This window comes from Tychonema sp. LEGE 07196 (genome assembly GCF_963890365.1).
Classification (GTDB): domain Bacteria; phylum Cyanobacteriota; class Cyanobacteriia; order Cyanobacteriales; family Microcoleaceae; genus Microcoleus.
In genome coordinates, this window is sequence record NZ_CAWPRX010000078.1 from 60,635 (window position 1) to 84,521 (window position 23,887).

The following is a 23,887-nucleotide window of genomic DNA, read 5'->3' on the forward strand; positions in this document are numbered from 1 at the left end:
ATAGCACTCATCTACCTTACCAAAAAATTGGGTTTAAAGCCCCGTCGTTCTACGGCTTTCCCAAAACTTGCGATCTAAATAACTGCAACAATCAAAAAATTTGATTTTTGTAGTCGCGATCGGGCCTAGGGAGACTTGAAACGGACGGGGAGCGACACTAAGACGACAACAGTCGCTCAGGTTGCGATGAACCGTCAAGAATCTCCGTCCTTTCTATGGCGGGGAGTATGTCAACCACCCAATTGTGAGTGGATCTTGGATTGGGCACTTTTTTGGCTTTTTTCCCTATTCCCCCGCCTTGTTTTCGCAAAACTTTAATTTTCTTAACTTTTCTTAATAATCGGCTTTTTCGGGGCAAAGCGCACAATGGCGATCGGGATGCGGGACAATTTTGTGCTGTCCCACGGTAAAAACCAGGGCAATTGAACCAACTCAGTAGCTGTGTATGTAAATTCGCATCTATCTTAGGAGGGAGATTACCCCGAAGTTGCTCAACATCAATTTACCTTCTCAGAGGGATAAGCTGCTGTAATAATTTGTAATAAACAAATGCCAGAGAGCATTGTATAAATGTCATAAGAAGGTTGAAACGACAGACGCAAGTTAACAAAAACACTGATTAACAAGGTTTGTCGCATCTCATAAAAGGTGTAAAATTTTCTAAGGTTTCTTAAATGTCCGCTGTAATGTCACAATAGTACAGGTAGCGGAAAAGGAGAGAAGAAGCCGATCGGCACAGTAGCCGGCGTCAACCTTCAACCCTTCCAGGTTTAACGGCCTGAACAAATTTAACTTAACGGTTTTATACCGCAACCAAACTCAATTAACTCAAGTAGGAGAGTTCTTTCATGTTTGACGCATTTACAAAAGTGGTTTCCCAAGCAGACGCTCGCGGCGAATTTTTGGCCACAGGCCAACTTGATGCCCTGAGCCAAATGGTTGCAGAAAGCAACAAGCGCATGGATACAGTCAACCGCATCACCAGCAACGCTTCCAGCATTGTTGCTAATGCAGCTCGCTCTTTGTTTGCTGAGCAGCCTCAGTTGATCGCTCCCGGCGGCAACGCTTACACCAGCCGCCGCATGGCAGCTTGCTTGCGCGACATGGAAATCATCTTGCGCTATGTCACCTACGCGATTTTCGCAGGCGACGCCAGCGTCCTCGATGACCGTTGCTTGAACGGCCTTCGCGAAACCTACTTGGCATTGGGAACTCCCGGCGCTTCCGTAGCAACTGGCGTTCAAAAAATGAAAGAAGCCGCTTTGGCGATCGCTAACGATCCAAACGGTGTAACTCGTGGAGATTGCAACTCCCTGATGTCTGAAGTCGGCAGCTACTTCGATCGCGCCGCTTCCGCAGTAGGCTAAACCCCAGCCATTGCAACCCAATCTGTAAAGCAACGATTCGATATATCGATCGGGCTTTTACAAATCGCATTAGTAGAAAAAACCGCAAACACTAGGGAGAAAGCAACACTATGAAGACCCCATTGACTGAAGCAGTCACAGCAGCAGATTCTCAAGGTCGTTTCTTGAGCAGCACCGAAATCCAAACAGCTTTCGGTCGTTTCCGCCAAGCATCCGCCAGCTTAGAAGCAGCCAAAGCTCTGACATCCAACTCTCAGCGCTTGATCGACGGTGCAGCCCAAGCAGTGTACAACAAATTCCCGTACACCCAACAAATGCAAGGCCCTAACTACGCTTCTACCCCAACCGGTAAAGCCAAGTGCGCTCGCGACATCGGCTACTACCTGCGGATGGTGACCTACTGCTTAGTTGCAGGCGGCACAGGCCCAATGGATGAGTACCTGATTGCAGGCATCGACGAAATCAACCGGACATTTGAATTGTCCCCTAGCTGGTACGTTGAAGCTCTCAAGTACATCAAAGGCAACCACGGCCTGAGCGGCGACCCCGCAGTGGAAGCTAATTCCTACCTCGACTACGCAATCAACGCCCTGAGCTAGATTTGCGTGATGCCCGGAATTGTAAGCTGCTGTTAGCTAGATTGTTAGCGGTTGTTTACGATTCCGGGCATCTGCGATCTTAGCCTAGTTTTCCAAATACTTTTTTTTAAGAAGTTTTCAGTTTTTAAACCAAAAAAGGGAGAAGCTAAAGATGGCGGGATTAGGTGCAGCCGAAAGATTGGGAATAAAAGCATTTGAAGAAGCGGGACAGGTAGAACTTCGCCCCCACTGGACGCAAGATGATGCGAAAGCAGTAATTCGCGCAGCTTACAGGCAAGTTTTCGGCAACGAGTATTTAATGTCCAGCGAGCGAGTTACCAGCGCTGAATCTCTGCTGATGCAAGGACAGATTTCAGTTAAAGATTTTGTACGGTCAATTGCTCAGTCCGAAATTTATCGGAAAAAGTTTTTCTACCCGAACTCGCAAACGCGGTTGATCGAACTAAACTACAAACATTTGTTGGGCCGCGCTCCCTACGACGAGTCGGAAATTGCTTTCCACGTTGATTTGTACAATGCCGAAGGCTACGAAGCTGAAATCAATTCTTATATTGACTCCGTTGAATATCAAGAAAATTTTGGCGAAAGTATAGTGCCTTACTATCGCGGTTTTGCGACTCAAAGAAATCAAAAAACCGTCGGTTTTAACCGGATGTTTCAACTGTATCGCGGCTACGCAAATAGCGATCGCTCGCAAAACCAAACCCAAGCGCGGTTAACTTGGGAAGTCGCCAGAAATACGGCATCGCCGATATACACAGCCTCTAGCGGACAATCTCTAGCTGGCGCGGCCGGGGGCGATCGCGGTAAACTCTATCGAGTCACCGCAATACAAGGTGCGGCTAAGTTTTCGCCCCAAGTGCGGCGGACTACTACCGAATATCTCGTACCTTACGAACAGCTTTCGAGCCGCTTGCAACAAATCAACAAACGTGGCGGCAAAGTGGTAAGTATTACCACAGCTTAAAGTTTGTAAAGACGTTTTTTTGCAAGCGTCAAAAAACAACTTAGGACTAAGTAAATAGGTAGGACAAATCATACTTGTAGGGATGGGTTTATCCAAAATATATGCCAACCGGCAGTTGATTGTGGCAAAACCAGCCCAACTTACTGTGCATCCTACCAATACACATATTAGGCTTAGTCCTAACAATCTCAAGTGCAACGAAGCTTTGAATTTTTGTTATTAATTTAGGAGAAAATCTGGTGGCTATTACGACAGCAGCATCCAGGCTGGGAACATCCGCATTGAGCGATGTGCCGAAGGTAGAATTGCGCCCTAACTACACCAAAGACGACCTGGAAATAGTAATTCGCGCCGTTTACCGTCAGGTGCTGGGCAACGATTATTTGATGAAATCCGAGCGCCTCAAAAGTGCTGAATCTCTCCTGCGAGACGGCAGTTTATCAGTGCGAGAATTTGTGCGCGCAGTGGCAAAATCGGAACTGTACAAAACCAAGTTTTTATACAGCAGCTTTCAAACTAGGACGATCGAACTAAACTACAAACACTTGCTCGGTCGCGCTCCCTACGACGAATCTGAAGTAGTTTACCACTTAGATTTGTACCAAACACAAGGCTACGATGCTGATATCGATTCTTACATTGATTCAGTAGAGTATCAAGAAAACTTCGGCGAAAATATCGTCCCCTACTACCGCGGCTTTAACACGCAGCGCGGGCAAAAAACCGTTGGTTTTACCCGGATGTTCCGCCTGTATCGCGGCTACGCAAACAGCGATACATCTCAACTAGAAGGCAATAACTCTCGCTTAGCAGTTGAACTCGGTACTAACAGCGCTACAGCAGTAGTTGGGCCTTCTGGCGGTAACGAAGGTTGGGCATATCGGCCTTCTGCCAGAAACGTAACTCCCAGCACCGGTTTCGGCGGCGGCGCAGCTTACGGCAAAGAAGGGCGGCTTTTCCGCGTGGAAGTTTCGGGAATTCGCACGGGCGGCTATCCCAGCGTGCGCCGCAGCAGCAAAGCGTTTATCGTACCTGTTGATGATTTGTCCTCGCAAATGCAGAAATTTCAACGCATGGGCGCGAAAATTGCCAGCATTACTCCAATTTAGTCAGTTGGCAGTTGCCAGTTGGCAGTTGCCAGTTGGCAGTTGTTAGTTGTTAGTTGGTAGGGGCGGTGCCCCCGTGCCCGCCCTCTTAGTTGTTAGTTGTTAGTTGTTAGTTGTTAGTTGTTAGTTGTTATTAGTCAACAGCTAACAGTCAACAGCTAACAGTCAACAGCTAACAGCTAACAGTCAGCAGCTAACAGTCAGCAGCTAACAGTCAACAGTCAACAGCTAACAGCTAACAGTCAACAGTCAACAGTCAGAATTACCAATTACCAAGAAGCTTATGTTCGGTCAAATTGTAGCTGGAAAAAGTGGCAATACAGCTTCCGCAGGTCGCTGTTTTCGGTACGAAGTTGTGGGCTTGCGCCAAAGCGATGATACGGAAAATATTGATTATTCGATTCGATCGAGCGCGAGTACATTTATCACCGTGCCGTACAATCGGATGAATCAAGAAATGCAGCGGATTACTCGCATGGGCGGGAAGATTGTAAGCATTCAGCCGCTAAGTGCGATCGCAGAATCGTCCCATGAATCATCGTCTGCAGAATCGTCCCATGAATCATCCTCAGATGAATCCTCCCATGAATCATCCTCAGATGATAATTAAGAGCGATTGAAAAGGACGATAGAAAGAGACTGCTTGCGTATTTCAAAAGTGTTTTACCCCTCCCTCACCACTATTTTTAGTGGTGAGGGACTAAATGTCTAATCGATCGCATACCTAGTTAACTGCCAATAACGAACGGAAATTCTGCCCTCCAGAAGTGAGAGGTAAAACCCCCGCGAATTCGCCAAAAGTCTCTTTCAATCGCCGACTTTGATCGAGGGGTTTTTAACGCCGATTTAATATATAGCAGTTCTCAAGCGTGCTGAGGTATGCCCGATGCCCGATGCCCGATGCCCTATACCGCATAGTACCTCATCTTTCTCAGAAAGGCTTAATATATGTCAATCACCAGAACTGATTCGGTAAATCTGCAAGAATCAGTTTGAGTTCCGGTTCATTCACCCGCTTAATTGCTTTCGGAATACTTACCCACTGCCGCTTTCTCTTGCTAGCTTCCGGCCAATTTTCCAGAATAGTTTGCACTGGTAGCAAGAATACTTCTACATGACAAGTATGGCCGGACTTTTGATATTTGTAAGTTCCCAACAAATCCGGCAACACTTTACCCAACAAACCTGCTTCTTCCCAAGCTTCCTTCGCTGCAGAATCTTGCGGAGTCATATCAGGTTCAATTAACCCTTTGGGAATTACCCAGCGCTTACCGGTGGAAGAAGTAATCAGCATGACTTCAATTTTTCCGTCTTGAATGCGGTAGGGAATTACTCCCGATTGCTCTACCAATAAAGCGGTTATACTCATAATTTTGGCAATAGTTGTGGGTGCAAAAGCTGCTGCAACTAGATTAATATAGGACTGACGCATAGGACTAAAGAAACCGCGTGTTTTACCGAATATCCGGGAGACAGCGCGTCTTTTCGTAAAAAAACCCAGTTTCTGACCGCCCGTGCATAAGTCCGCTCTGCTAGCTACCAGGAAGAGTGTGGCAGATATTGGAGAACAGACATATTTTGCTTTCCCTCTGTTAAAACTAGCAAATGTAGATGCACTCCAGCTAGAAAATAATATTGTAATACTCGCGCGCAGATAAAAGCCGATCGCCCAAATCGGCCTCTATCCGCGCCCCTATGCGGTTTTCCCTCTAATCTTTCTTCACCTTAGCCTCCAGATTTTCCATCCGACTCCTCAAATCTTGATTCTCCTTCTTCACTTGGTCTAATTCCTCCCGCAACTGCTTCACCGCTGCATCGGAACCAGCATTTTTCTGCACTCTTTGCACAGCTTCATCAGCCATGCGGCGGACGCGGCCGTCAGGAGTTTGGTCAGCTAAAGAACGCAAAATCCGAATGGCTTTGCGAGTTTCCATCTGTCCTAAAGCCGCAACTACAGATACTTGAGTCAAGAAAAACGTCTCCTTAGATAATTCTGCCAATCGGTGCAAAATTCGTTCTAAATTAAGCTTAGTTTGACCCGTTGAAATTGTCCCCAAAGAACGAATTGCACCCAAACGCAAAGCTTGCGGAGTACCGGCGGCTGTATATTTCAAAATTAGATTCAGCGCATCTTCAGAAGTTTTCATTTGCGCCAAACCGGCAATAGCACCCGATCGCACAACCTCATTCCAGCCCTGACGCTCTTTCAGCACCAATTTTAACTCTTTGAGTACCTGTTCGTCCGTCGGTTTTTCGTCGGGATTCGCCCCTGCGATCGAGCCCATAGCACTAGCTGCGGCCGCTTCTACATAATAGCTGTCGTCGCCTTTTTCGACGATCGACCTCAGCGCCTTATAAGTTTCGTGAGTCTTGATTTGGCCCAGCGCATTCACCACAGCGCGGCGAACCCTAGCATCTTTATCTTTCAAACCACTTGCTAAACCTTCAAAAGCTTGGTCGAGTTTAATTTCAACTAACTGACCGGCTACTTCAGCCCGCACACCCCAAAACCGATCTTTTTTGAGAACTTCTGACAGCGCTTTCACAGCTTCCAGTCCTCCCTTTTTCGCCAAAGCTTTGGCTGCATAAATCCGGGAAACCGGGTCAGGGTCAAACTGCAACTGAGCTTTTAATTCGGCAACTCCATACTCTAAAACAACGGTTTTTAAGTATTTATTTCCGACATCAAAACTGATAAAAGCGGGCTTCTCTTCTAGGGGGAAATAAAAACTTTGCTCGCGTTCGTGCACTCGAACCGTGAAAGTTTTTATATTAGCAGCACTTCCCTCGTCTGCATCTTTTTCTGGCTTATAACCGAAGCCGATCGGAATTTTTAGGTCAAAGACATCTTTGCTATTACCGTTGTCCTTTTTGCTATCTTTGATCTGAGTTTGTGTGACAGTCACTTTGGCTAATTTGCTGTCGCCGTCCCAGGAATAAGCAACTTTGTAATCTGGATGACCGCCGCGATAAACGTACTGATCGAACAAAAACATTAAATTGCGGCCTGTCGCCTTTTCGATCGCCCTTAGCAAATCGATCGTTTCTACAGTTTTGTGAGCGTTATCCCGCACAAAAGTGTGAATTGCTTTGTAAAATAGTTCGTCGCCTAACTCGGCGTGAATCATGTGATACACGCAAGCGCCTTTTTCGTACAAATGGCGATCGTACAATTCGATCGCTTCGCGGTAAACGTGAGTGACAATCGGGCGGCGGTAACGAAAACTGTCTTCAGCTAAATAATTGCGGGCTTCACCTAACATATAATAAGCCGCATCTTCTTTGCCGTATTCTTTGTCAGTCCACAGCACCTCAGAATAGGAAGCCATACCTTCCTTAATCCAAGCATGAGACCAGTGTTTAATTACTACTAAATCGCCGAACCATTGGTGAGCTAATTCGTGAGCAACTAAGCTTTCTGTACCGCGATTGTCGAGGCTAGCGCGTTCGTCTAGCAAGCATCTATCTGTTAGCAAAGTTGTCGAAGTATTTTCCATACCGCCGAAGATGAAATCATCGACGCAGACTTGAGCATATTTAGGAAAAGGGTAAGGATAGCCAAATGCTTTAGAGAAAAACTCAATCATTTGGGGCGTTTTGCCCATGCTGCGCTTACCGTCGGCTTCGCGGCCTTTTTCGACGTAATAATTAACTGGTTTGCCGTTCCATTCGTCTTTAATTTCGGCAAAATCTCCGACGGCTAAGGTCATTAAATAAGTTGGGTGGATCTGGGTTTGCGACCAGTGATAAATCTTATCGTCTCCCTCATTTTTTGTGCTAATTAATTCGCCGTTAGAGATTGCAAAAAGTTGTTTCGGAACTTGCACTCTAATTTCGGAAGTTGCGAGTTGTCCGGGATAGTCGAAACAGGGAAACCAGAAGCGGGAATCTTCGTCTTCGCCTTGAGTCCAAACTTGTGTTGGTTTGTCGGGATAGTGTTTGTCCGGCCCGACAAAATAGAGACCGCGCTGGGGTTTTTCGACCGAGTATTCGATCGCGATTGTAATTGGTTCGTATGCTTTTGTTGGTTCGTGCAGTTGAATTTGTAGCACTTCGCCGTCGCTGTCGAAATTTTGCTCGGTTTCGCCGATTTTTACTGATTTAATGTTCAGGTTGACAGCATCTAAGGTTAATTTGTCAATACCGCTGCGGACTGGATTGATGCGGATGCTGCAAGTGCCGCGAAAACTTTGTTTGGGAATATCCAGCACTAAATCGAGGAAAATATGCTCTACTTGTCCGGGGCGATCGGGGTTGTAGTGGGGTCTGGCACCGGGCATCTCGAAGGATTTGTGACCGTTTTCAGAATCAAAGTAAGTGTGTGACATTATGATGGCAGAGTTGTGTGTCGATAGGCGATCGCAGGCAGCAGCGAGGAAAGCTAAACTGCCAGCTTATTCTAGGGTAGCGCGTCCTAGTTGCTGTTGTCGCTAATCTTGTTGAAAATTCGGGCGATCTTTGGCGGGATGAAAAATAGGATTTTTTCGCTACAATATCAACAAGGCTAATGTCTGCAATCATCAGCCTGAAATTGAAATTGAGAGGGCAATCAGCATGACAGCTACAGTATCAGTTCCCAGTGCGATCGCATCTTTGCTGGGCGACGAAGCCGAAGACTTGCTCACCCATCAAGCAAAAGTTTCTAAAGATTTGTTGCACCTGCCAGGCCCGGATTGGGTCGATCGCATTTTCGCTCAAACCGATCGATCTCCTCAAGTCTTGCGATCGCTCCAGCAACTTTATTCTAGCGGACGCTTGGCGAATACCGGCTATTTATCCATCCTACCAGTAGACCAAGGAATCGAACACTCAGCAGCCGCTTCTTTTGCACCAAATCCCATTTATTTTGACAGCGAAAACATCATCAGACTAGCAATTTCGGCAGGCTGCAACGCTGTCGCCACCACCCTAGGAGTGTTGGGCAGCGTATCTCGCAAATACGCCCACAAAATTCCTTTCATTCTCAAACTAAATCACAACGAACTGCTGACTTATCCCAATCAAGCCGACCAAATAATGTTTGCTTCCGTCGAACAAGCTTGGAATTTAGGAGCAGTTGCAGTCGGAGCAACAATTTATTTTGGTTCCCCAGAATCGACGCGACAAATCCAAGAAGTCAGTCAAGCTTTTGCCCAAGCTCACGAGTACGGAATGGCAACAATTTTGTGGTGCTACCTCCGCAACGATATCTTCAAACAAGACAAAGATTATCACTTAGCAGCGGATTTAACAGCTCAAGCAAATCACCTAGGAGTGACAATTCAAGCTGACATCATCAAGCAAAAATTGCCCGAATGCAACAACGGCTACGCAGCAGTTGCTAAAGCCAGCGGCCACAGTTACGGCAAAACCGACAAGCGCGTTTATTCCGATTTGACAACGGATCACCCGATCGATCTAACACGCTATCAAGTGCTCAACTGTTATGCGGGAAGAATGGGTTTAATCAACTCCGGCGGTGCTTCGGGAAAAAACGATTTTGCCGAAGCCATTCGCACCGCAGTAATCAACAAACGCGCTGGCGGCTGCGGCTTAATTTCCGGCCGCAAAACTTTTCAGCGTCCCTTTGAAGAAGGTGTAAAATTGTTCCACGCGATTCAAGACGTTTATTTGTCGTCTGAAATTGCGATCGCCTAAACATTCACAGCAAACTAAAATTAGGGTGTGCAGCGCACCCAATGCTATCCGCTTCCTAGTGCGGACTTGAGTCCGCACTACGAACCCTTTTTGTTGCGATCGTAGATCGAACACGATATGATATCAAATCAGGTAGCATCGGAATGATTCAGATATATATTCTCGGACTCTGTGTACTCTGTGTTCTAGCGCCGGTTAAATCACCTGACGATGCAACCGAACACGATATAACAGATAATTTATATACGATTAATAACCGTAGCAACAATTTGTCAAGATAGTATTAAAATACCCCACAGCCTTGTTTAAAACCAAATCATATCTTCATCAAGCCCCTACAATGCACCGATTTTGTTAAAATAACTTATACTAAATTTGCCCAAAAAAATCTAAACTTTGCAATTACTAAGTTGTAAATTGTCAATTTTTATTAAATTGCTCAGATCTTAGAGATTTTGTAAGTATAAAATAGAAGGCATAAATTTTTATTTATGATTCCCTCTACCTTCTAACTCGCTACCAAAATAATAGCATATCTAAAAAACAATGCAACTCTAGGTCAAGTCTCAACCACAAGCTTAATCATTAATTCTCAATTCTTCACACCAAAATCCTATAACCTTAACTGTATCTCTTCAAAAATGAATCTTTATAATAATGGATTATACCCCCTTTAGCCTCACATTTGTCGATCGCGCCCCCTTATGAGTAATAATCCCGGCAAATTCGGCCTCCGTGCCACCCTCGTCGTTCCCTTCGTAATACAAATTTTTGTGGCGGTTGGGCTAGTGGGCTATCTATCCTTCCGCAACGGACAAAAAGCGGTCAACAATGTTGCCAGCCAGTTGCGGCGTGAAGTGGTAGCCCGCGTCCAACTTCACCTGACAAGCTACTTAGCTCTGCCTCATTTAATTGAGCAAATTCACATCAATACAATTCGCCAAAAGTTACTAGATCCCACCAATTTTAAGCAAATGGAAGGCTATTTTTGGCAGCAAAGCCAATCGCTAAATCCTAATATTGGAACCATCGCCTTTGCCAATTCAAAAGGAGAATTTGTAGGCGCTAATAAACCAGAAGGCTACACAGTAATAGCGAACGAAACAACTGGTAACGCCATCCGCAGATATGCAGTTGACAATCAAGGCAATCGCATCAAATTAATTCGAGAAAAACCCAATTATGATGCTCGAACTCGCGATTGGTATAAAGCTGCTGTCCGGGTCGGCGGCCCAACTTGGAGCGCCATAGATACTTCCGCTTTAGGTGACAGGCTAGACCTTTCAGCAGTCTACCCCTTCTACAACAGTACAGGAACACTTCAGGGCGTTTTTCTGACCGATATTTCCCTCGGACAAATTAGCGACTTCCTGCACAGTTTCCCTGTTGGCAAATCAGGGAAAATTTTCATCGTCGAACGCAGCGGACTTTTAGTTGCTAGCTCCACAATCAACAAACCTTTTACAGTTGCTGCCAGCGGTAAAACCGAGCGTCTTCACGCCGAAAAAATTAGCGACCATTTAACGCGAAAAACTACTCAATATTTATTCGAGCAATTTGGAAATTTAAATAAAATAAATACCCCTCAGCAGATGGAATTTATTCTCGACGGCGAGAAACATTTTCTGCAAGCTGCCCCTTTTCGAGATGAATTAGGTATTTTAGATTGGTTAGTTATCGTAGTTGTCCCCGAATCAGACTTTACAGCAGAAATTGATGCCAATAACCAAACTACGATCCTGCTATGTATTGTAACTTTAATTGTGGCAATTATTATCGGTATTTTCACCGCTGCCTGGATTGCGAAACCACTGCTTAAACTTTCTCAAGCATCCGCAGAAATTGCCACGGGAAACTTAGAGCAGCACGTCCCGCTCAGCAGGATAGTTGAAATCGGACAACTAGCAAATTCATTCAACAGCATGGCAAGACAACTGCAAGAATCTTTTGCCGCCCTAGCAAAGCAAAATGAAGACTTAAAAGACCTCGATCAACTCAAAAATGAATTCCTTGCCAACACATCTCACGAACTCCGCACACCCCTCAACGGCATCATTGGCATCGCTGAATCCCTGATTGACGGAGCAACCGGAAAACTTCCCCAAAGAACTCAAGCTAACCTCACTTTAATTGTCTCCAGCGGTAGGCGTTTGTCTAATTTAGTCAACGATATTCTTGACTTTTCTAAATTGAGGCACAAAAATTTGGAACTGCAACTCAAACCCGTAGACTTACGAGCAGTTACCAATGTAATTTTGACCATGAGTAAACCCCTAGCTGCGCCTAAAAAATTGCAATTAATCAACTCGATTCCTGCGGAATTTCCCTCCGCCTTAGCCGATGAAGAGCGCCTGCAACAGATTTTGCACAACCTTGTGGGTAATGCGATTAAATTCACTTTGTCAGGAACGGTAACAGTGTCAGCAAAAGTGGTTGTCGAGCCTCAGCTACCGGCAGTAAATTTCCCAAAAGCACCAACTACAAACTCTCTGTTGGCTGTGACAATTTCTGATACCGGAATTGGCATTGCAGAAAATCAATTTGAGAGAATTTTTGAATCTTTTGAACAAGCAGAAGGAGCTAGCACCAGAGAATATGGCGGTACAGGATTGGGTTTAGCTGTCACCAAAAAATTGGTTGAATTGCATGGCGGTAAAATTCTGGTTGAGTCTCAACTAGGGGAAGGTTCGCAATTTACATTTACTTTGCCTATTTCCACTGTCAAAACTGAACCAAAGCCCTCAGCAGAGCTTCAAAAAACTCAGATTTACGAGTTAGCCATCCCAATAGTTGCCGAAGATTTACCGCTGACAATAAATCATGAAAAACAGTTCAAAGTTTTGATTGTTGATGACGAACCCATTAACCGTCAGGTACTCATCAATAATCTTTCCCTGTACAATTACGCCATTACAGAAGCTAGTAACGGACAAGAGGCATTGGCCGTAATGGAAGGCGGTTTGATCCCTGACTTGATTTTGCTAGACTTGATGATGCCGCACATGAACGGTTATGAAGTTTGTCAAAAAATCCGCGAGCAGTTTCCAGCTTATGAACTTCCGATTGTGATGCTGACTGCGAAAAATCAAGTGGCAGATATTGTGGAGGGATTTGAATCGGGAGCTAATGATTATTTATCGAAGCCGATTCAAAAACAAGAAATGCTTTCGCGCATCAGAACGCATATTTCTCTGGCAAAAATAACTTCAGCTTATGGGCGTTTTGTGCCGCGCAATTTTCTCAAATTTTTAGGAAAGGAAAGTATTATTGATGTTCAAATTGGCGACCAAGTACAGCAAGAAATGACGGTAATGTTTTCTGACATTCGCTCATTTACAACTCTGTCAGAAGCGATGACACCTCAAGAAAATTTTCAATTTATTAATTCTTATCTCACTCAAGTCAGCCCAGTTATTCGGCAGTACCGAGGCTTTATTGATAAATATATTGGCGATGCGATTATGGCGCTGTTTCCTGAGTCAGCTAATGATGCTGTGCAAGCTGCAATTGCGATGCAGAAACAAGTAGCACTGTACAACGAACAGCGGCAACTTGGAGGTGAGGTTCCGATTTTTATAGGTATTGGCTTGCATACGGGCAATTTAATGCTGGGAACCGTTGGCGAATCCGAACGCATGGATACGACTGTGATTGCTGATGCTGTTAATTTGGCCTCTCGTTTGGAAGGCTTAACGAAGCTGTACGGAGTGGGAATTTTGATTAGCGAACATACTCTATCTCGGCTGGAAGGTTTACAAAATTTTAAGTTCCGTTTTCTCGATAGAGTGAGGGTAAAAGGGAAAACTGAATCGGTTGCTGTTTATGAAGTTTATGATGAAGAACTCGGATTGTCTAACCAGTTAAAGACTCAGACTCAGGCAATTTTTGAGGAAGGAATCAGGGCTTACAGTTGTCAAGATTTTGCCCTAGCTCAATCAAGATTTGAAGAGATATTAGTTATCAATTGTGAGGATAGGGCTGCTCTACTTTACGTAAAACGCTGTCAGCAATATCAACAATATGAAGTGCCGGAAGGATGGGAAGGTGTGGCCGATTTAGATTTTAAGTAATTGCAGTTCCAAAAATGTAATGCAAATGTGAATAAATCTTGCTAAGTAATTGGACAGAATTAATTACACACTGATTTTTTGCTGATTCTTTACTAGACAAGGCTTGTAGCCCAGAGTTTTGTGTAATTAATTGTGTCTTACTACTTACAATGATTAATGTTAGACAAATTTCATAAAGTAGCGCTAGATATTAGCCCCCGCGAGTTCGGGAGGGCTAAGACTTCATCAATAGCACATCTTTATGTACAAAAATGGTATTAGACAAATAATTTTTTATTTGCCTAGCTCCCCGCCGGATGCAGTCGGCCCGTTTTCCTACATAATATCGACTCTAATTTCTATATATAGCCTTTCAAGCTTTCATAGGAGGTACTATGCGGCCTAGGGCCTAGGGCATAGGGCATACCTCACAATGCTTGATAACCGCTATATTGATCCGGTTACTATCAAGCAAATTAATAGTTTAGCAGATTTTGGACTTGACAGCGGAGTAGGGCGAAAAATGCCGATGAAAATGGGAATGACGCGCCGGTTGCCTAATTTTTAATCATGCACTTTTTGGCTTAATTTCACTAACTATTTCGTAAATATCTGTGTCGGGAATTTTGGCGAACAAAGGAGTCATCTGCTTCAATATTTCCTGATATGCTTCGCTTTGATTGGCGGCCATCTCTTCTACACTTTCCCAAAAAATGATGGCAATACCTTTGTCTGTATTGGGCAATTGCAGCAGGTACGCTCCCTTAAAACCTGTGGCATAAGTTGCAACGGCTTTTTCAAAAAGTTCTTCGGCTTCTTTGAATTTTCCTGGTTTAAATTCGCCAAGGGCAACGTAGGCAAACTGATGTCGGAGAAAGTCTAAAAATTCTGACATATCCTGTTCCTGAATAAATCGCTATACACCAGGTTATATTTTACCCGATCGCCCGAAATTTGTGAATAAGCTGGTGCGCGTCTAATTTTAACAAATATGTTTCTGGAAACAAGGAGTGGGGCGTTGCTTTGAGCGGTGCCAGAAAAATTAAATCTAAATACCGCAAAAGCTGAGTAAGTTTTGGATTGTCGCGCTCAGCCCAGCGGCGAATTGATGAGATACTGCACCTAGCTGCGATCGCGCTTTACCCGAAAAAAGCGGTTTTTTGCAATAACCCTATTGAATTTACAAAATTTACCTGCAAAGATTATAAGGTATCAAGACAAATAAAGTAGAGAGGCAACTAAAATAAATGCCAAAAATATTAGTAATTGAAGACAATAACTTTATCCGAGCAACCGTTATAGAACTCTTGCAATTGCACGGTTTTGAAGCTGTAGGCGCAGAAAACGGACAAGTCGGTATCCAGTTAGCGATCGCCCAAATTCCCGATTTAATCTTGTCTGATGTGATGATGCCGGAACTCAACGGTTTGGAAGTTTTCGCGATTTTGCGATCGTACCCTGCAACCGCCAGTATTCCGTTTATTTTTATGACGGGTTCAGAAATAGAAAAAGCGATCGAACTCAAAGCCGACGGCTATCTCAAGAAACCTTGCAGCGCCACAGAAATGTTCCGGGCGATCGCAACTCAACTAGAACAACCGAAAATTACCAACCCAAAACATCAAAAAGTACAGGACAATTCCGGTCAAGAAAATCTCAGCTTGGGCGCCCGGAATCAAAAATATCGGCTGGAGATGGCGTCGCTTTGCTCTCAATGACAGGCACTGTAACGTTCTTGATACATAAGTTGAGGGAATTTCAAATTGGTTCCAGCCAGAGGTGACTTAGACTGGGTATGTTGAATTTGGTACAAAAGTCATGAACCCACAATCTAAAGGCCGCCTAGTTTGGAATCACTCTACCCACCTTCCCGGTTTGATACCAATTTTAGAGCGCCTCACCCTAAAAATAGGCATTCAAACTGTCACTCCAGGTGTCATCAACAAAGTTAAAGGACACATCCCCCGCATGACATTAAGAGTGTCAGTACCCATCCGGGGGGGATTTAAAATCATTGCCAGACAGGGCAAAACCGTACAAGAAGTCTTTATATTAACCACTCTCAGTCAAGGGGACTTGGAAGAGACGATCGCCCAAACCCTAGCCCGGTGACAATTTTTCCTTAGCAAGCACTGCGCGAGCTCTAACTGCTAAAGTTTCATCGCTTTGGGCAATTTCCTCAAGTTGGGCCAAAACTTCCGTTAACCAATCCGGTTGAACAGTTGCAGCAACCGCCAAAGCTTGCAAAGCCCCCGCTGCTGCGTAGCGAACCACCCATTCCGGGTCTCGGGACGCTTGCAGCAGGGTTTTCACGGCGCGAATTTGAGCATCTAAAACTTGTTCTGCGGGCATAAGTTCCCAGCAAATCGTACCCAAACCCCTAGCCGCCGCCCGCCGCACGCTCAAAGCAAAGTCATTCGCCGCAGCATCGAGCAAAATCTCTAAACCTCTGGGGTCGCCAATTCCAGCCATTGCTCGAACAGCCCAAGCCCTCGCTCCGTAATTGTAGCCGTCAAGCTGTTCTAGAAGCGGGAGTACGGCGGGTTCTCCGAGTTGAATCAGCCCGTCAACGGCGGCAACAGCGGCACCGGGGTTGTTGTAGCCGAGGACTGTAATTAAGGTAGGAATTGCTTCTTTGGAAGGAGTCGCCGCCAGTGCTTTGACTGCGTTTAACAAGCCTTCGGAAGAATCTGCTTGTTCGACTGCGCGAATTAGTTCTAATGCCATTGATTTGTATAATTTACAACAGGTTTACACAAAATTTTAGAGTGGAGATTTTTGATTTTAAGAATATAGGGCTGATCCACGGATGGCCAGAAACCGGGTTTTTTGCGAAAATTCTTCGCTGTAATCCTCAGATTATGTAAAAAACCCGGTTTCTTTGGTCTTGATGTGTAAGTCCTGGAATATTGCAGATACACTCAAAACCTCTTAAAGTCGCGCTATCATCTCGGTGCGAGAGCCAACGCTGCTGCTGGACTGCTTCAAGGATACCGCGCTGCTTGCCATTGGGCATTTCGCGACCAGCTAGCAATGCTGTTGAAGTTGGAACCGAAAGAGTTGTTGTCGAGCGCGATCGGATTACAGGAGGCGGCGTAACTGCTGGCATCGATTTTGGGGTGCTTGCCGGCAAGCTCTGCGGCGAGGAAACTGCCAAAATGATTCAGTTACTTTTAGAATACAATCCCGCACCGCCTTTTAATGCTGGTTCCCCCGAAAGTGCTGGAGATATTTTAGTTGAGCAAGTCAAACAATTTGGCAAGCAGCTAATCGAGGCATCTCTAGAAGTTACTGAGAAAACAGCGCTCGGATTGGGTATTAACAATTAAGTTAATAGTTACCGGCGTTATTTACAAAAGACTATCCATTAAGTTCATAACTTGGATAGCTTCATCGGACAAAGATAGAGAGGTTTGTTGATTTAGGTGATGCTCCAAAACTCCTTTGAGGGCAATCAATTTCATGCTATTTTCTGCTAAAGTTTCAGCAATAGCTGGCGCTGAGGGCAAATAGCCGATCGCCCCCAAGTCCATCAAAGCCGATCGCCGCAACTGCAAATTATCCCCATTCAAAGCCCTTACCAACCGATCTCCGTAAATGCGATCGCCAGTCAACTGATACATCGCCCGCGCCGCAGCGTACTGCACCCGCTCCACAGAATGCTCTAAAAAAGGTGCAATTAGCGGTATAGCTTCTGTCGCTCGCAGCGTGCCCAAAGCTTCAATTACCGAGTCGTAAGGCTGCACCAAGTGCGATTTACCAGTCACGCGCACGGCCCTGGCCACGCCCCCATCTAAGAGTTTCATCAGCGACGGAATGGAATCGATATCGCCCAGCATTTCTAAAGCTTGAGCCGCCGCTTCCCGCACGTAATAATCCGCGCATTCCAAACACCGAATCAGCGCCGGTAAGGCTTGTTTGTCGCCCAATTTACCCAGCGCCCGCGCCGCATTTCGCAATAGGGAGTAGTCGCCAATTTTTGTTTGTTCTGATTCTTCTTGCAAAGCCTCAATCAAAGCTGAAATCGCCGCCGGTTCCTTGACTCGAAATCTGCCAACCCACCAAGCAGCGTAATACCGGAGACTGTAGTCTTGGGAGTGCAAATTTGCGATCGCCTGTTCTACTGTTAAAGACTCGCCGTCAGCTACACCGGCCGGTGAGTCGGATTCGTCATAATTCATAATGGTTAGTTATTAAGAAAACTCGGAGATGATTTCAAAAGACTGTTGGCGAATTCAAAAAAAAGGTAAAACCCAACATTCCACAATCAGGGCAAAAGAACTATAGCAGTTCGTTCATCAGTTGTGTAATTCTTGTAAGGGAAACCCCCATGCGCGGCGATCGCGATCGCGTTCTCCAAGGGTAGCTATCCCCTTGGAAATCGTCCTCTTGATGCTGGGGGTGCAATCTTGGCACTACCCCTGCACATACACACATCCTGCAAGGATTGCTAGCTCAAGCATTAGCTGATAGAAAAGGAATGCTTTCTGCTAAGTTATCCTTAACTTCAATTCCCTGTTTTCTCGCCCAAAACTGGCTCAAAAAGTGAATTTGCCGCAAGCCAACAATTAAATTTAAACCAGGGACAAAAATCCACCAAACTGTTAAGGGTTCTTTGATTCCTTCTTGGCGGTAAAGTTCGTTAACTGTGTTGTAAAGTTTGAATTGGACGATGTAAATCCAAGCAATTCCCACGAAGGAAAACCAACCAAACCATCCGGGAACGTCGGGGTCAAAAATTCGCAAAGCTTGGGGAACCGCTACTCCTAAAACAAAGGGCAGCAAGCAAAGATTCCCCGACCAACCAGTGCCGTTATGGCGCCGCAATTCTTCTTGGATAATCCATTTATACCAGCCGTAATATAGCAGCAAACTGACTGCAGAAAGCAAAATTACTCGCCACAAGGAGCGGGGTTTTCCTAAAGGTTTGTCGGACATTTTTTGAGGTAAAATATGAATGGCTTTATTGATTGTATTAACATTTGTTAATTATTGCAAAATTGCTTCTCGGATCGATCGCGCGGTTGCAGGGGCCAGCAGAACACCGTTGCGGTAGTGGCCGCTGGCGATCAGAACGTGGCTGTTACCCGGAAGCGTCTCGATAATTGGGGCCGGTCGTTTTTCCGGGCGCGGGCGCAATCCCGACCATTTTCTGAGGATTTCAGCTTCGGCTAAGGCGGGAAAAAGTGATATCGCCCTCGCCATCACTTCTTCCAACATATCAGCATTCGCCTGAATTTCCCCGCCGTTTTCGGGAAATTCCACCGTCGCGCCTATCCAAAATTCTTGATTTGCCAAAGGTACAATGTGAACGTCGTCGCAAGTAATTACGGGCCGAAAGTCTGGGTTTCCTAACGGATTTTTTAACCGCAAATGCAGCGCTTGTCCCAACACCGGGCGAATGTCAATTAATTGATTTAAGGATGCAGTGACTGTCGCAGAACCTAAGCCAGCGGATATAATTAGTCGATCGAACTCGCCACTAGCAGCAATCGCGGCCCCTTCAACTTCCACTCCAAACTCAAAAATTACGCCATTGCGTTCAGCAGCATCCACCAAAGCCAAAGTTAGCGCCGTCGGATCGACTTGCCGGTCTTGCGGCGAATAAATCCCAGCAATTATGTTATTGTTGACAGATAAGTGAGGATTGCGATCGCGCACTTGTTGCACATCCCAAAGTTCCAATTTCCAACCTTGAGATTCGCGAATTGCTGCTAGTTTTTCCCATTTACTTAAATCCTCTCCCTCCCCACCAAGCATCAAAATTCCCTGTTTGTTAAACGGAATTTTTCGCCCCGTAACTGCTTCTAATTCAGGAATTAAAGTTTCGTAGCGCTGAAGGCTGCTTTCCCTCAACTGCCAATTTCTGCCCTTAGTTTTGTGACTGATAACTCCCATCAAAACGCCGAGGGCCGCACCTGTAGAACCCAGTGCCGGCGGTTGTTTGTCGAACACGGTAACTTTGACTTCGGGGAATTTACTTAGTTCAAAGGCGATCGATGCCCCGATAATACCGCAACCAATAATTGCAACGCGAACCATTCAATTTTAGATTTTAGATTTTAGATTTGAGACTTTAGATTTGAGACTTTATATAATTTTTTCGTAGGGCGCGCACCGCACACCCTACCATAACTGCACGCACCATCTCGGTGTGCAGCGCGCACCTAAAAACTAAAGTAATTAGTCTTGAGGAATTAGCTGCAAGAAATTCTCGAAATGATTCACCGCTGTTTGATAACTAGCCATAACTTTCGCATAGTCATTCGCTTTAGCAGCGCTGTCAATGTTTACCAAATCAGCAAACAAACTCTTTGTCAAATCAACAGCTTGTTGTTGAGATTTGGGTAACAAAGTGCCTGACACGGCTCTCATGGTGTTACGCAAGTCGCCTAGAGGCCCGTGAATGTAAGTTACGGTATCAATCCAATTTCTGTTTTGAATTAGGTTTCCTAGTTTATCCATGCGCGATCGGAATTCTGTCAGGGTAGGAGCATAGCGCTGAATTTGCTGGATCTGGGCTGCTGTGTAAGTCGTCGGAACTTTGGCTTCGACACTGCTGCAACTAACCAGAAATGCCATCATAAACGCCATCATCAAGGCAAAAAATGAACGGGGACGAGTCATATCGATTTTTGATTTTTGATTTGTGATTTCTCGTTGCCGGCGGACACGGGGACACCGACCCTAGGCACCGAGAGTTAGGTACAAAATATTATTTTACCTCCTGACGTCGCAGAAAAGTTATCAGAGCTTCGCCAACTTTTTCCGACCAATGTTCTTGGGGATAATGCCCCGCTTGTTCTAGTGTGACTAACTCGGCATTTTTCATGGAACTGACTAATTTTTGAGCGGGTTCAACACTCAGCCAAGGATCGGTCAAACCCCACACAAATAAAGTTGGGCGCGTCCATCCTTGCAAGCCGGATTCAATTTCTGCCATTGACTGCGGTAATTGAATGTTGCGGACTGTATTCATTAGCGATCGCCCCGCATCCGAACTCTTCAAAAACGGGCGGCGGTAAACATCTAAATCGCTGTCTGATATGATTTTGCGACAACCGCCTTCGAGGGTTCTGTCTACCAAAAGCGGGTCTTGCGTCATCATGTCGCCAATAAAAGGCAGTCCCAACTGCTGCATTTTCCAAGGCAATTTGATACCGGCGGAAACTGGTGTATTTACGATCGCTAAACGTTCTATTTTATCGGGATTTTGCAAAGCGTATTGAATGCCCGCCGAAGCTAAAAATCCTTGGACTACGAGGGAAAATCGGTCTATTTCTAGAGTTTGAATAAAGCCAGCGAGGGCGGTTACAAAAGCATCTGGAGTGTAGGCAAAGTCGCGTTTGTCCGGTTTGGTCGATCGCCCGTAGCCCACCCAATCCGGCGCTAGCGCTCGAAATCCCCCAGCAGCTAAATCCGGCATAATTGCAGTCCAGGTAAAGCTTTGGGACGGCAAACCGTGCAGCAGCAGCACCGGCGGCTTATCACTTTCGTTAACCGGATTTGTTTCCCGATAAAACCATTTTAGCGGGCCTACTTCAACTGTTTTCTCATCTATTGACATTATTTTACTGATTATTTATCAAAGAATAAGGCGGGTATTCCCCGCCCTACTTACCTAATAGTTGGGTTTGTACAAAGCACATCTAAATCAATTGTGTAATTCTTGTAGGGAGTCTTTGCCCCGTGGTTGCCCTCCTGGCGTTGGAGGTAGGCACGGGGACAGTACCCCTACATATTTGTACAAATGATTTAGACGCGCTCTAGAGTACCTTACCCAAATAATTAAAGTCCCGCTTAGAAATTCATTTCAGCAGCTTGAACTTTTTCGACCTGTTTCTTCTTGAGAACCAGCATGATTTGAGCCAGCATGGTTATAGCCACAAAAGCCATCAATCCTTTAACTCGACCTGCACTTTGCAGCACAATTTCCACATCTTTTTGACCGAAGCCGCCCACATTAGGATTGTTCGTCAAAAGTTCGCCGGCTGCCACTGTTTGTCCTTCGGTAACAATCAGTTCTGGGCCAGCAGGAATTGTCTCAACAACCGCTGCACCGCCCGCTGGTTGGATTGTCACTTCATAACCACCATCTTCAGGTGTGGTGATTTTAGAAATGCTGCCAGCTACCGAAGCATTATAAACAGCATTGTTGCTCTTAGCGCCAGTAGGATAAACCTGACCGCGACCCCGGTTGCCGCCGACATAAATTAGGTATTTGCCGTAGTGAACGGACTTGTCAGTTGCGGGATTTGGCGACAAAACTGGGAATACCAATTCTTTGTATTGTTCACCAGGCAGCGGGCCCACTAAAATAATATTTTCTTGGGTTTCGCTGTAAGGTTGGAAGTAAAGATCGCCGACTTTTTCCTTCATTTCTTCGGGAATTCTGTCCGCGGGAGCAATCTTGAAACCTTCGGGCAACATCACAACTGCGCCTACGTTCAAGCCGCCTTTGCTGCCGTCGCCGACAACTTGCTGCACGTTAGTATCGTAGGGAACTTTGACAATAGCTTCAAAAACTGTGTCAGGCAAAACAGATTGCGGTACTTCAACTTCTGTCGGTTTTGCACCTAGGTGACAGTTAGCGCAAACAATGCGACCGGTGGCTTCACGGGGAGTAGCGGGTGCTGTTTCCTGGGCCCAGAAAGGATAAGCAAATGCTGCTTGGGGAAGTGCGATGTCGCTGGTGAGAAAAAATCCGGCGGCGACGATCGCAATTAAAGCAGTTTTGGCGATCGTCTCGACACTGCGGCGAAATATCGCAGATAAATTAGTTTGTGGCATTAGAGTATTCAATCTCAAAGGTTCAGACAATTTAGTGATTGGTCATTAGTCCTCGGTCATTAGTCCTCGGTCATTAGTCATTGGTCATTCGTTATTGGTTACTTGTTATTGGTTATCGGTTATTGGTTATTGGTTACTTGTTATTGGCTATTGGAACTAAGCACTAACTACTAACTACTAACTACTAACTACTAACCACTAACTACTAACTACTAACTGCTGACTGCTGACTAATGACTAACAACTAAGACCACCAAGGTTCTTCGCCGGTGCGGAAATCTGTTTCTTTCCAAGTGGTAAAAGCAATCTTGTCATCTGCGACAGTGGCGTGGGCTAGGGCCAGAGACAAAGGCGCGGGGCCGCGCACCACTTTGCCCTCACTGTTGTATTGAGAACCGTGGCAAGGACAGATAAACTTGTTTTCACTAGCATTCCAAGGCACGACGCAACCCAAGTGGGTGCAGACTGCATTGATGCCGTAATCGGCGAGAGATGCGTCTTTTTCCACCACCAGATAAGTGGGGTCGCCTTTGAGACCTTGGGCCAAGGTACGATCGCCCGCTGGGTGGGAAGCCAAATATTCGCTAACGATGATGTCGTTACCCAAGGCGTCTTTAGCCGTGACACCGCCACCGGCAGCCCCACTCGACGGAGGAACAAAATATTGGACAACGGGATAGAGTGCGCCCAGTGCCACACCTGTGACTGTACCGAACGTCAACAAATTCATAAATTGGCGACGCCCCATATCGGGGACATCGGGATTTCCAGCAGAAGATTGAGCCATGACCTGCCTTTACGGTTTTAAGTTACGTTTGTTTGTTAGGGAATTTGTACGTGCAGACAACTGGCGTAGTCGCAGCCCATCTGCTCGCACCAACTTCAGGCAGCGAAAATTCCTTTGAATAATGCGCCTTCCAGCCTTTATTAGAGTATTATTACATTTTTTGAACTTTGTCTTTTATTGTTTAAGAGATTCACTCAGGAGCAACCATGACGGGCAAGGATTTACACCAGCTACTCCTAGAAAAATGGGGAAAGTCTTACGATATCAGATTGCGGCGGACGCGGGGCAAGATTTTTGTGCAGGTGATGTGGAAATATTTGGAACAAGCGTCTTTTCCGATGACGGAGGCTGATTATTTCGAGCATTTGGACGCGGTGGCGAATTACCTCAACGGCTGGGGCAGCACGGCACAGGTGAGAGAATACATTGTGACTACTCGCGATCGCCCGCGCTTGGGCAAAGCTGTCAGCATTCCCCTCGATTTGGGCGAAAGAGCCTCGGAGTGGTTGCTTGACGAGTTTTGAGTCCGTTGTCAGTTGACTGTTGTCAGTTGACTGTTGTCAGTTGACTGTTGTCAGTCATATC

General features: G+C 45.6%; 22 protein-coding genes and 1 pseudogene. 11 read left to right on the forward strand and 12 right to left on the reverse strand.

Going from position 1 to position 23,887, the window contains the following annotated elements; translation table 11 throughout:
- Positions 1 to 848: 848 nt before the first annotated feature.
- From AACV78_RS09970 to AACV78_RS09990, 5 genes are all read left to right on the forward strand, one after another.
- Complete coding sequence (locus AACV78_RS09970; RefSeq protein ID WP_193972088.1) at positions 849 to 1,367, forward strand: C-phycocyanin subunit beta; 519 nt, start codon at positions 849 to 851, stop codon at positions 1,365 to 1,367.
- A 110-nt stretch (positions 1,368 to 1,477) separates the two neighbouring features.
- Complete coding sequence (gene cpcA / locus AACV78_RS09975) at positions 1,478 to 1,966, forward strand: C-phycocyanin subunit alpha (protein ID WP_194009331.1); 489 nt, start codon at positions 1,478 to 1,480, stop codon at positions 1,964 to 1,966.
- A gap of 151 nt (positions 1,967 to 2,117) precedes the next feature.
- A complete protein-coding gene (locus AACV78_RS09980; protein ID WP_194009330.1) occupies positions 2,118 to 2,933 on the forward strand; it encodes a phycobilisome linker polypeptide in 816 nt (271 codons plus the stop codon).
- A 239-nt stretch (positions 2,934 to 3,172) separates the two neighbouring features.
- The gene (locus AACV78_RS09985; protein WP_194009329.1) at positions 3,173 to 4,042 is read left to right on the forward strand and encodes a phycobilisome rod-core linker polypeptide; all 870 of its coding nucleotides are present in this window, start codon (positions 3,173 to 3,175) and stop codon (positions 4,040 to 4,042) included.
- Positions 4,043 to 4,322: 280 nt separating this feature from the next.
- The gene (locus tag AACV78_RS09990) at positions 4,323 to 4,649 is read left to right on the forward strand and encodes a rod-capping linker protein CpcD (protein WP_194009328.1); all 327 of its coding nucleotides are present in this window, start codon (positions 4,323 to 4,325) and stop codon (positions 4,647 to 4,649) included.
- 345 nt (positions 4,650 to 4,994) lie between these two features.
- Here the strand turns inward: AACV78_RS09990 and AACV78_RS09995 are convergent, their stop codons facing one another.
- Positions 4,995 to 5,471: an NUDIX hydrolase gene (locus AACV78_RS09995; RefSeq protein ID WP_228042151.1), complete on the reverse strand. Its 477-nt coding sequence runs from the start codon at positions 5,469 to 5,471 to the stop codon at positions 4,995 to 4,997.
- A 277-nt stretch (positions 5,472 to 5,748) separates the two neighbouring features.
- Positions 5,749 to 8,367 carry a M1 family metallopeptidase gene (locus AACV78_RS10000; RefSeq protein WP_194009327.1) on the reverse strand — a complete coding sequence of 873 codons (2,619 nt, stop codon included), beginning with the start codon at positions 8,365 to 8,367 and terminating at the stop codon, positions 5,749 to 5,751.
- 226 nt (positions 8,368 to 8,593) lie between these two features.
- Here AACV78_RS10000 and AACV78_RS10005 point away from each other — a divergent pair, with 226 nt between their 5' ends.
- Positions 8,594 to 9,676 carry a class I fructose-bisphosphate aldolase gene (locus tag AACV78_RS10005; protein WP_194009326.1) on the forward strand — a complete coding sequence of 361 codons (1,083 nt, stop codon included), beginning with the start codon at positions 8,594 to 8,596 and terminating at the stop codon, positions 9,674 to 9,676.
- 704 nt (positions 9,677 to 10,380) lie between these two features.
- Entirely contained in the window at positions 10,381 to 13,746 is a 3,366-nt protein-coding gene (locus AACV78_RS10010; RefSeq protein ID WP_194009325.1) for a response regulator, read from the forward strand.
- Between the two features lie 547 nt (positions 13,747 to 14,293).
- Here the strand turns inward: AACV78_RS10010 and AACV78_RS10015 are convergent.
- The gene (locus AACV78_RS10015) at positions 14,294 to 14,620 is read right to left on the reverse strand and encodes an antibiotic biosynthesis monooxygenase (RefSeq protein WP_194009324.1); all 327 of its coding nucleotides are present in this window, start codon (positions 14,618 to 14,620) and stop codon (positions 14,294 to 14,296) included.
- A 352-nt stretch (positions 14,621 to 14,972) separates the two neighbouring features.
- Here AACV78_RS10015 and AACV78_RS10020 point away from each other — a divergent pair, with 352 nt between their 5' ends.
- Positions 14,973 to 15,443 carry a response regulator gene (locus AACV78_RS10020; RefSeq protein ID WP_194009323.1) on the forward strand — a complete coding sequence of 157 codons (471 nt, stop codon included), beginning with the start codon at positions 14,973 to 14,975 and terminating at the stop codon, positions 15,441 to 15,443.
- A gap of 100 nt (positions 15,444 to 15,543) precedes the next feature.
- Positions 15,544 to 15,837, forward strand: a complete 294-nt coding sequence (locus tag AACV78_RS10025) for a DUF2103 domain-containing protein (protein ID WP_194009322.1) — start codon at positions 15,544 to 15,546, stop codon at positions 15,835 to 15,837.
- Here the strand turns inward: AACV78_RS10025 and AACV78_RS10030 are convergent.
- Positions 15,826 to 16,452 carry a C-phycocyanin alpha-cysteine-84 phycocyanobilin lyase subunit CpcF gene (locus tag AACV78_RS10030; RefSeq protein ID WP_194009321.1) on the reverse strand — a complete coding sequence of 209 codons (627 nt, stop codon included), beginning with the start codon at positions 16,450 to 16,452 and terminating at the stop codon, positions 15,826 to 15,828. The two genes, AACV78_RS10025 and AACV78_RS10030, sit on opposite strands and share 12 nt — an antisense overlap.
- A gap of 281 nt (positions 16,453 to 16,733) precedes the next feature.
- Between AACV78_RS10030 and AACV78_RS10035 the strand changes: the two genes are divergently transcribed.
- Complete coding sequence (locus AACV78_RS10035; protein WP_228052079.1) at positions 16,734 to 17,054, forward strand: type 1 glutamine amidotransferase family protein; 321 nt, start codon at positions 16,734 to 16,736, stop codon at positions 17,052 to 17,054.
- Positions 17,055 to 17,075: 21 nt separating this feature from the next.
- Here AACV78_RS10035 and AACV78_RS10040 read toward each other — a convergent pair whose 3' ends face one another.
- From AACV78_RS10040 to petC, 8 genes and pseudogenes are all read right to left on the reverse strand, one after another.
- The gene (locus AACV78_RS10040; RefSeq protein ID WP_194009320.1) at positions 17,076 to 17,906 is read right to left on the reverse strand and encodes a C-phycocyanin alpha-cysteine-84 phycocyanobilin lyase subunit CpcE; all 831 of its coding nucleotides are present in this window, start codon (positions 17,904 to 17,906) and stop codon (positions 17,076 to 17,078) included.
- 100 nt (positions 17,907 to 18,006) lie between these two features.
- The gene (locus AACV78_RS10045; protein ID WP_255512935.1) at positions 18,007 to 18,141 is read right to left on the reverse strand and encodes a hypothetical protein; all 135 of its coding nucleotides are present in this window, start codon (positions 18,139 to 18,141) and stop codon (positions 18,007 to 18,009) included.
- A 39-nt stretch (positions 18,142 to 18,180) separates the two neighbouring features.
- On the reverse strand, positions 18,181 to 18,663 hold the full coding sequence (locus AACV78_RS10050) for a hypothetical protein (RefSeq protein WP_194009319.1): 483 nt from the start codon (positions 18,661 to 18,663) through the stop codon (positions 18,181 to 18,183).
- A 51-nt stretch (positions 18,664 to 18,714) separates the two neighbouring features.
- Positions 18,715 to 19,767: an NAD(P)/FAD-dependent oxidoreductase gene (locus AACV78_RS10055; RefSeq protein ID WP_194009318.1), complete on the reverse strand. Its 1,053-nt coding sequence runs from the start codon at positions 19,765 to 19,767 to the stop codon at positions 18,715 to 18,717.
- 141 nt (positions 19,768 to 19,908) lie between these two features.
- Positions 19,909 to 20,382: pseudogene (gene psbQ / locus AACV78_RS10060) on the reverse strand (photosystem II protein PsbQ); the annotation flags it as partial.
- A gap of 58 nt (positions 20,383 to 20,440) precedes the next feature.
- Positions 20,441 to 21,292 (reverse strand): alpha/beta fold hydrolase, encoded by an 852-nt coding sequence (locus AACV78_RS10065; RefSeq protein WP_194009316.1) that lies wholly within the window; start codon positions 21,290 to 21,292, stop codon positions 20,441 to 20,443.
- 233 nt (positions 21,293 to 21,525) lie between these two features.
- Positions 21,526 to 22,515 carry a cytochrome f gene (petA, locus tag AACV78_RS10070; protein ID WP_194009315.1) on the reverse strand — a complete coding sequence of 330 codons (990 nt, stop codon included), beginning with the start codon at positions 22,513 to 22,515 and terminating at the stop codon, positions 21,526 to 21,528.
- Positions 22,516 to 22,759: 244 nt separating this feature from the next.
- The gene (gene petC, locus AACV78_RS10075; protein ID WP_194009314.1) at positions 22,760 to 23,302 is read right to left on the reverse strand and encodes a cytochrome b6-f complex iron-sulfur subunit; all 543 of its coding nucleotides are present in this window, start codon (positions 23,300 to 23,302) and stop codon (positions 22,760 to 22,762) included.
- 206 nt (positions 23,303 to 23,508) lie between these two features.
- On the opposite strand from petC, the gene AACV78_RS10080 reads away from it, so the two are divergent.
- The gene (locus AACV78_RS10080) at positions 23,509 to 23,826 is read left to right on the forward strand and encodes a DUF3067 family protein (RefSeq protein ID WP_194009313.1); all 318 of its coding nucleotides are present in this window, start codon (positions 23,509 to 23,511) and stop codon (positions 23,824 to 23,826) included.
- Positions 23,827 to 23,887 lie beyond the last annotated feature (61 nt).

Bases quoted from the DNA above. Each gene is read 5' to 3' on its own strand.
- AACV78_RS10010 (WP_194009325.1), top strand. From the start codon at position 10,381: ATGAGTAATAATCCCGGCAAATTCGGCCTCCGTGCCACCCTCGTCGTT.
- AACV78_RS10025 (WP_194009322.1), top strand. From the start codon at position 15,544: ATGAACCCACAATCTAAAGGCCGCCTAGTTTGGAATCACTCTACCCAC.
- AACV78_RS09980 (WP_194009330.1), top strand. From the start codon at position 2,118: ATGGCGGGATTAGGTGCAGCCGAAAGATTGGGAATAAAAGCATTTGAA.
- AACV78_RS09970 (WP_193972088.1), top strand. From the start codon at position 849: ATGTTTGACGCATTTACAAAAGTGGTTTCCCAAGCAGACGCTCGCGGC.
- AACV78_RS10015 (WP_194009324.1), bottom strand. From the start codon at position 14,620: ATGTCAGAATTTTTAGACTTTCTCCGACATCAGTTTGCCTACGTTGCC.
- cpcA (WP_194009331.1), top strand. From the start codon at position 1,478: ATGAAGACCCCATTGACTGAAGCAGTCACAGCAGCAGATTCTCAAGGT.
- AACV78_RS10040 (WP_194009320.1), bottom strand. From the start codon at position 17,906: ATGAATTATGACGAATCCGACTCACCGGCCGGTGTAGCTGACGGCGAG.
- AACV78_RS10020 (WP_194009323.1), top strand. From the start codon at position 14,973: ATGCCAAAAATATTAGTAATTGAAGACAATAACTTTATCCGAGCAACC.
- AACV78_RS09995 (WP_228042151.1), bottom strand. From the start codon at position 5,471: ATGCGTCAGTCCTATATTAATCTAGTTGCAGCAGCTTTTGCACCCACA.
- AACV78_RS09990 (WP_194009328.1), top strand. From the start codon at position 4,323: ATGTTCGGTCAAATTGTAGCTGGAAAAAGTGGCAATACAGCTTCCGCA.
- petA (WP_194009315.1), bottom strand. From the start codon at position 22,515: ATGCCACAAACTAATTTATCTGCGATATTTCGCCGCAGTGTCGAGACG.
- AACV78_RS10080 (WP_194009313.1), top strand. From the start codon at position 23,509: ATGACGGGCAAGGATTTACACCAGCTACTCCTAGAAAAATGGGGAAAG.
- AACV78_RS10050 (WP_194009319.1), bottom strand. From the start codon at position 18,663: ATGTCCGACAAACCTTTAGGAAAACCCCGCTCCTTGTGGCGAGTAATT.
- AACV78_RS10005 (WP_194009326.1), top strand. From the start codon at position 8,594: ATGACAGCTACAGTATCAGTTCCCAGTGCGATCGCATCTTTGCTGGGC.
- AACV78_RS10065 (WP_194009316.1), bottom strand. From the start codon at position 21,292: ATGTCAATAGATGAGAAAACAGTTGAAGTAGGCCCGCTAAAATGGTTT.
- AACV78_RS10030 (WP_194009321.1), bottom strand. From the start codon at position 16,452: ATGGCATTAGAACTAATTCGCGCAGTCGAACAAGCAGATTCTTCCGAA.
- AACV78_RS10000 (WP_194009327.1), bottom strand. From the start codon at position 8,367: ATGTCACACACTTACTTTGATTCTGAAAACGGTCACAAATCCTTCGAG.
- AACV78_RS10055 (WP_194009318.1), bottom strand. From the start codon at position 19,767: ATGGTTCGCGTTGCAATTATTGGTTGCGGTATTATCGGGGCATCGATC.
- petC (WP_194009314.1), bottom strand. From the start codon at position 23,302: ATGGCTCAATCTTCTGCTGGAAATCCCGATGTCCCCGATATGGGGCGT.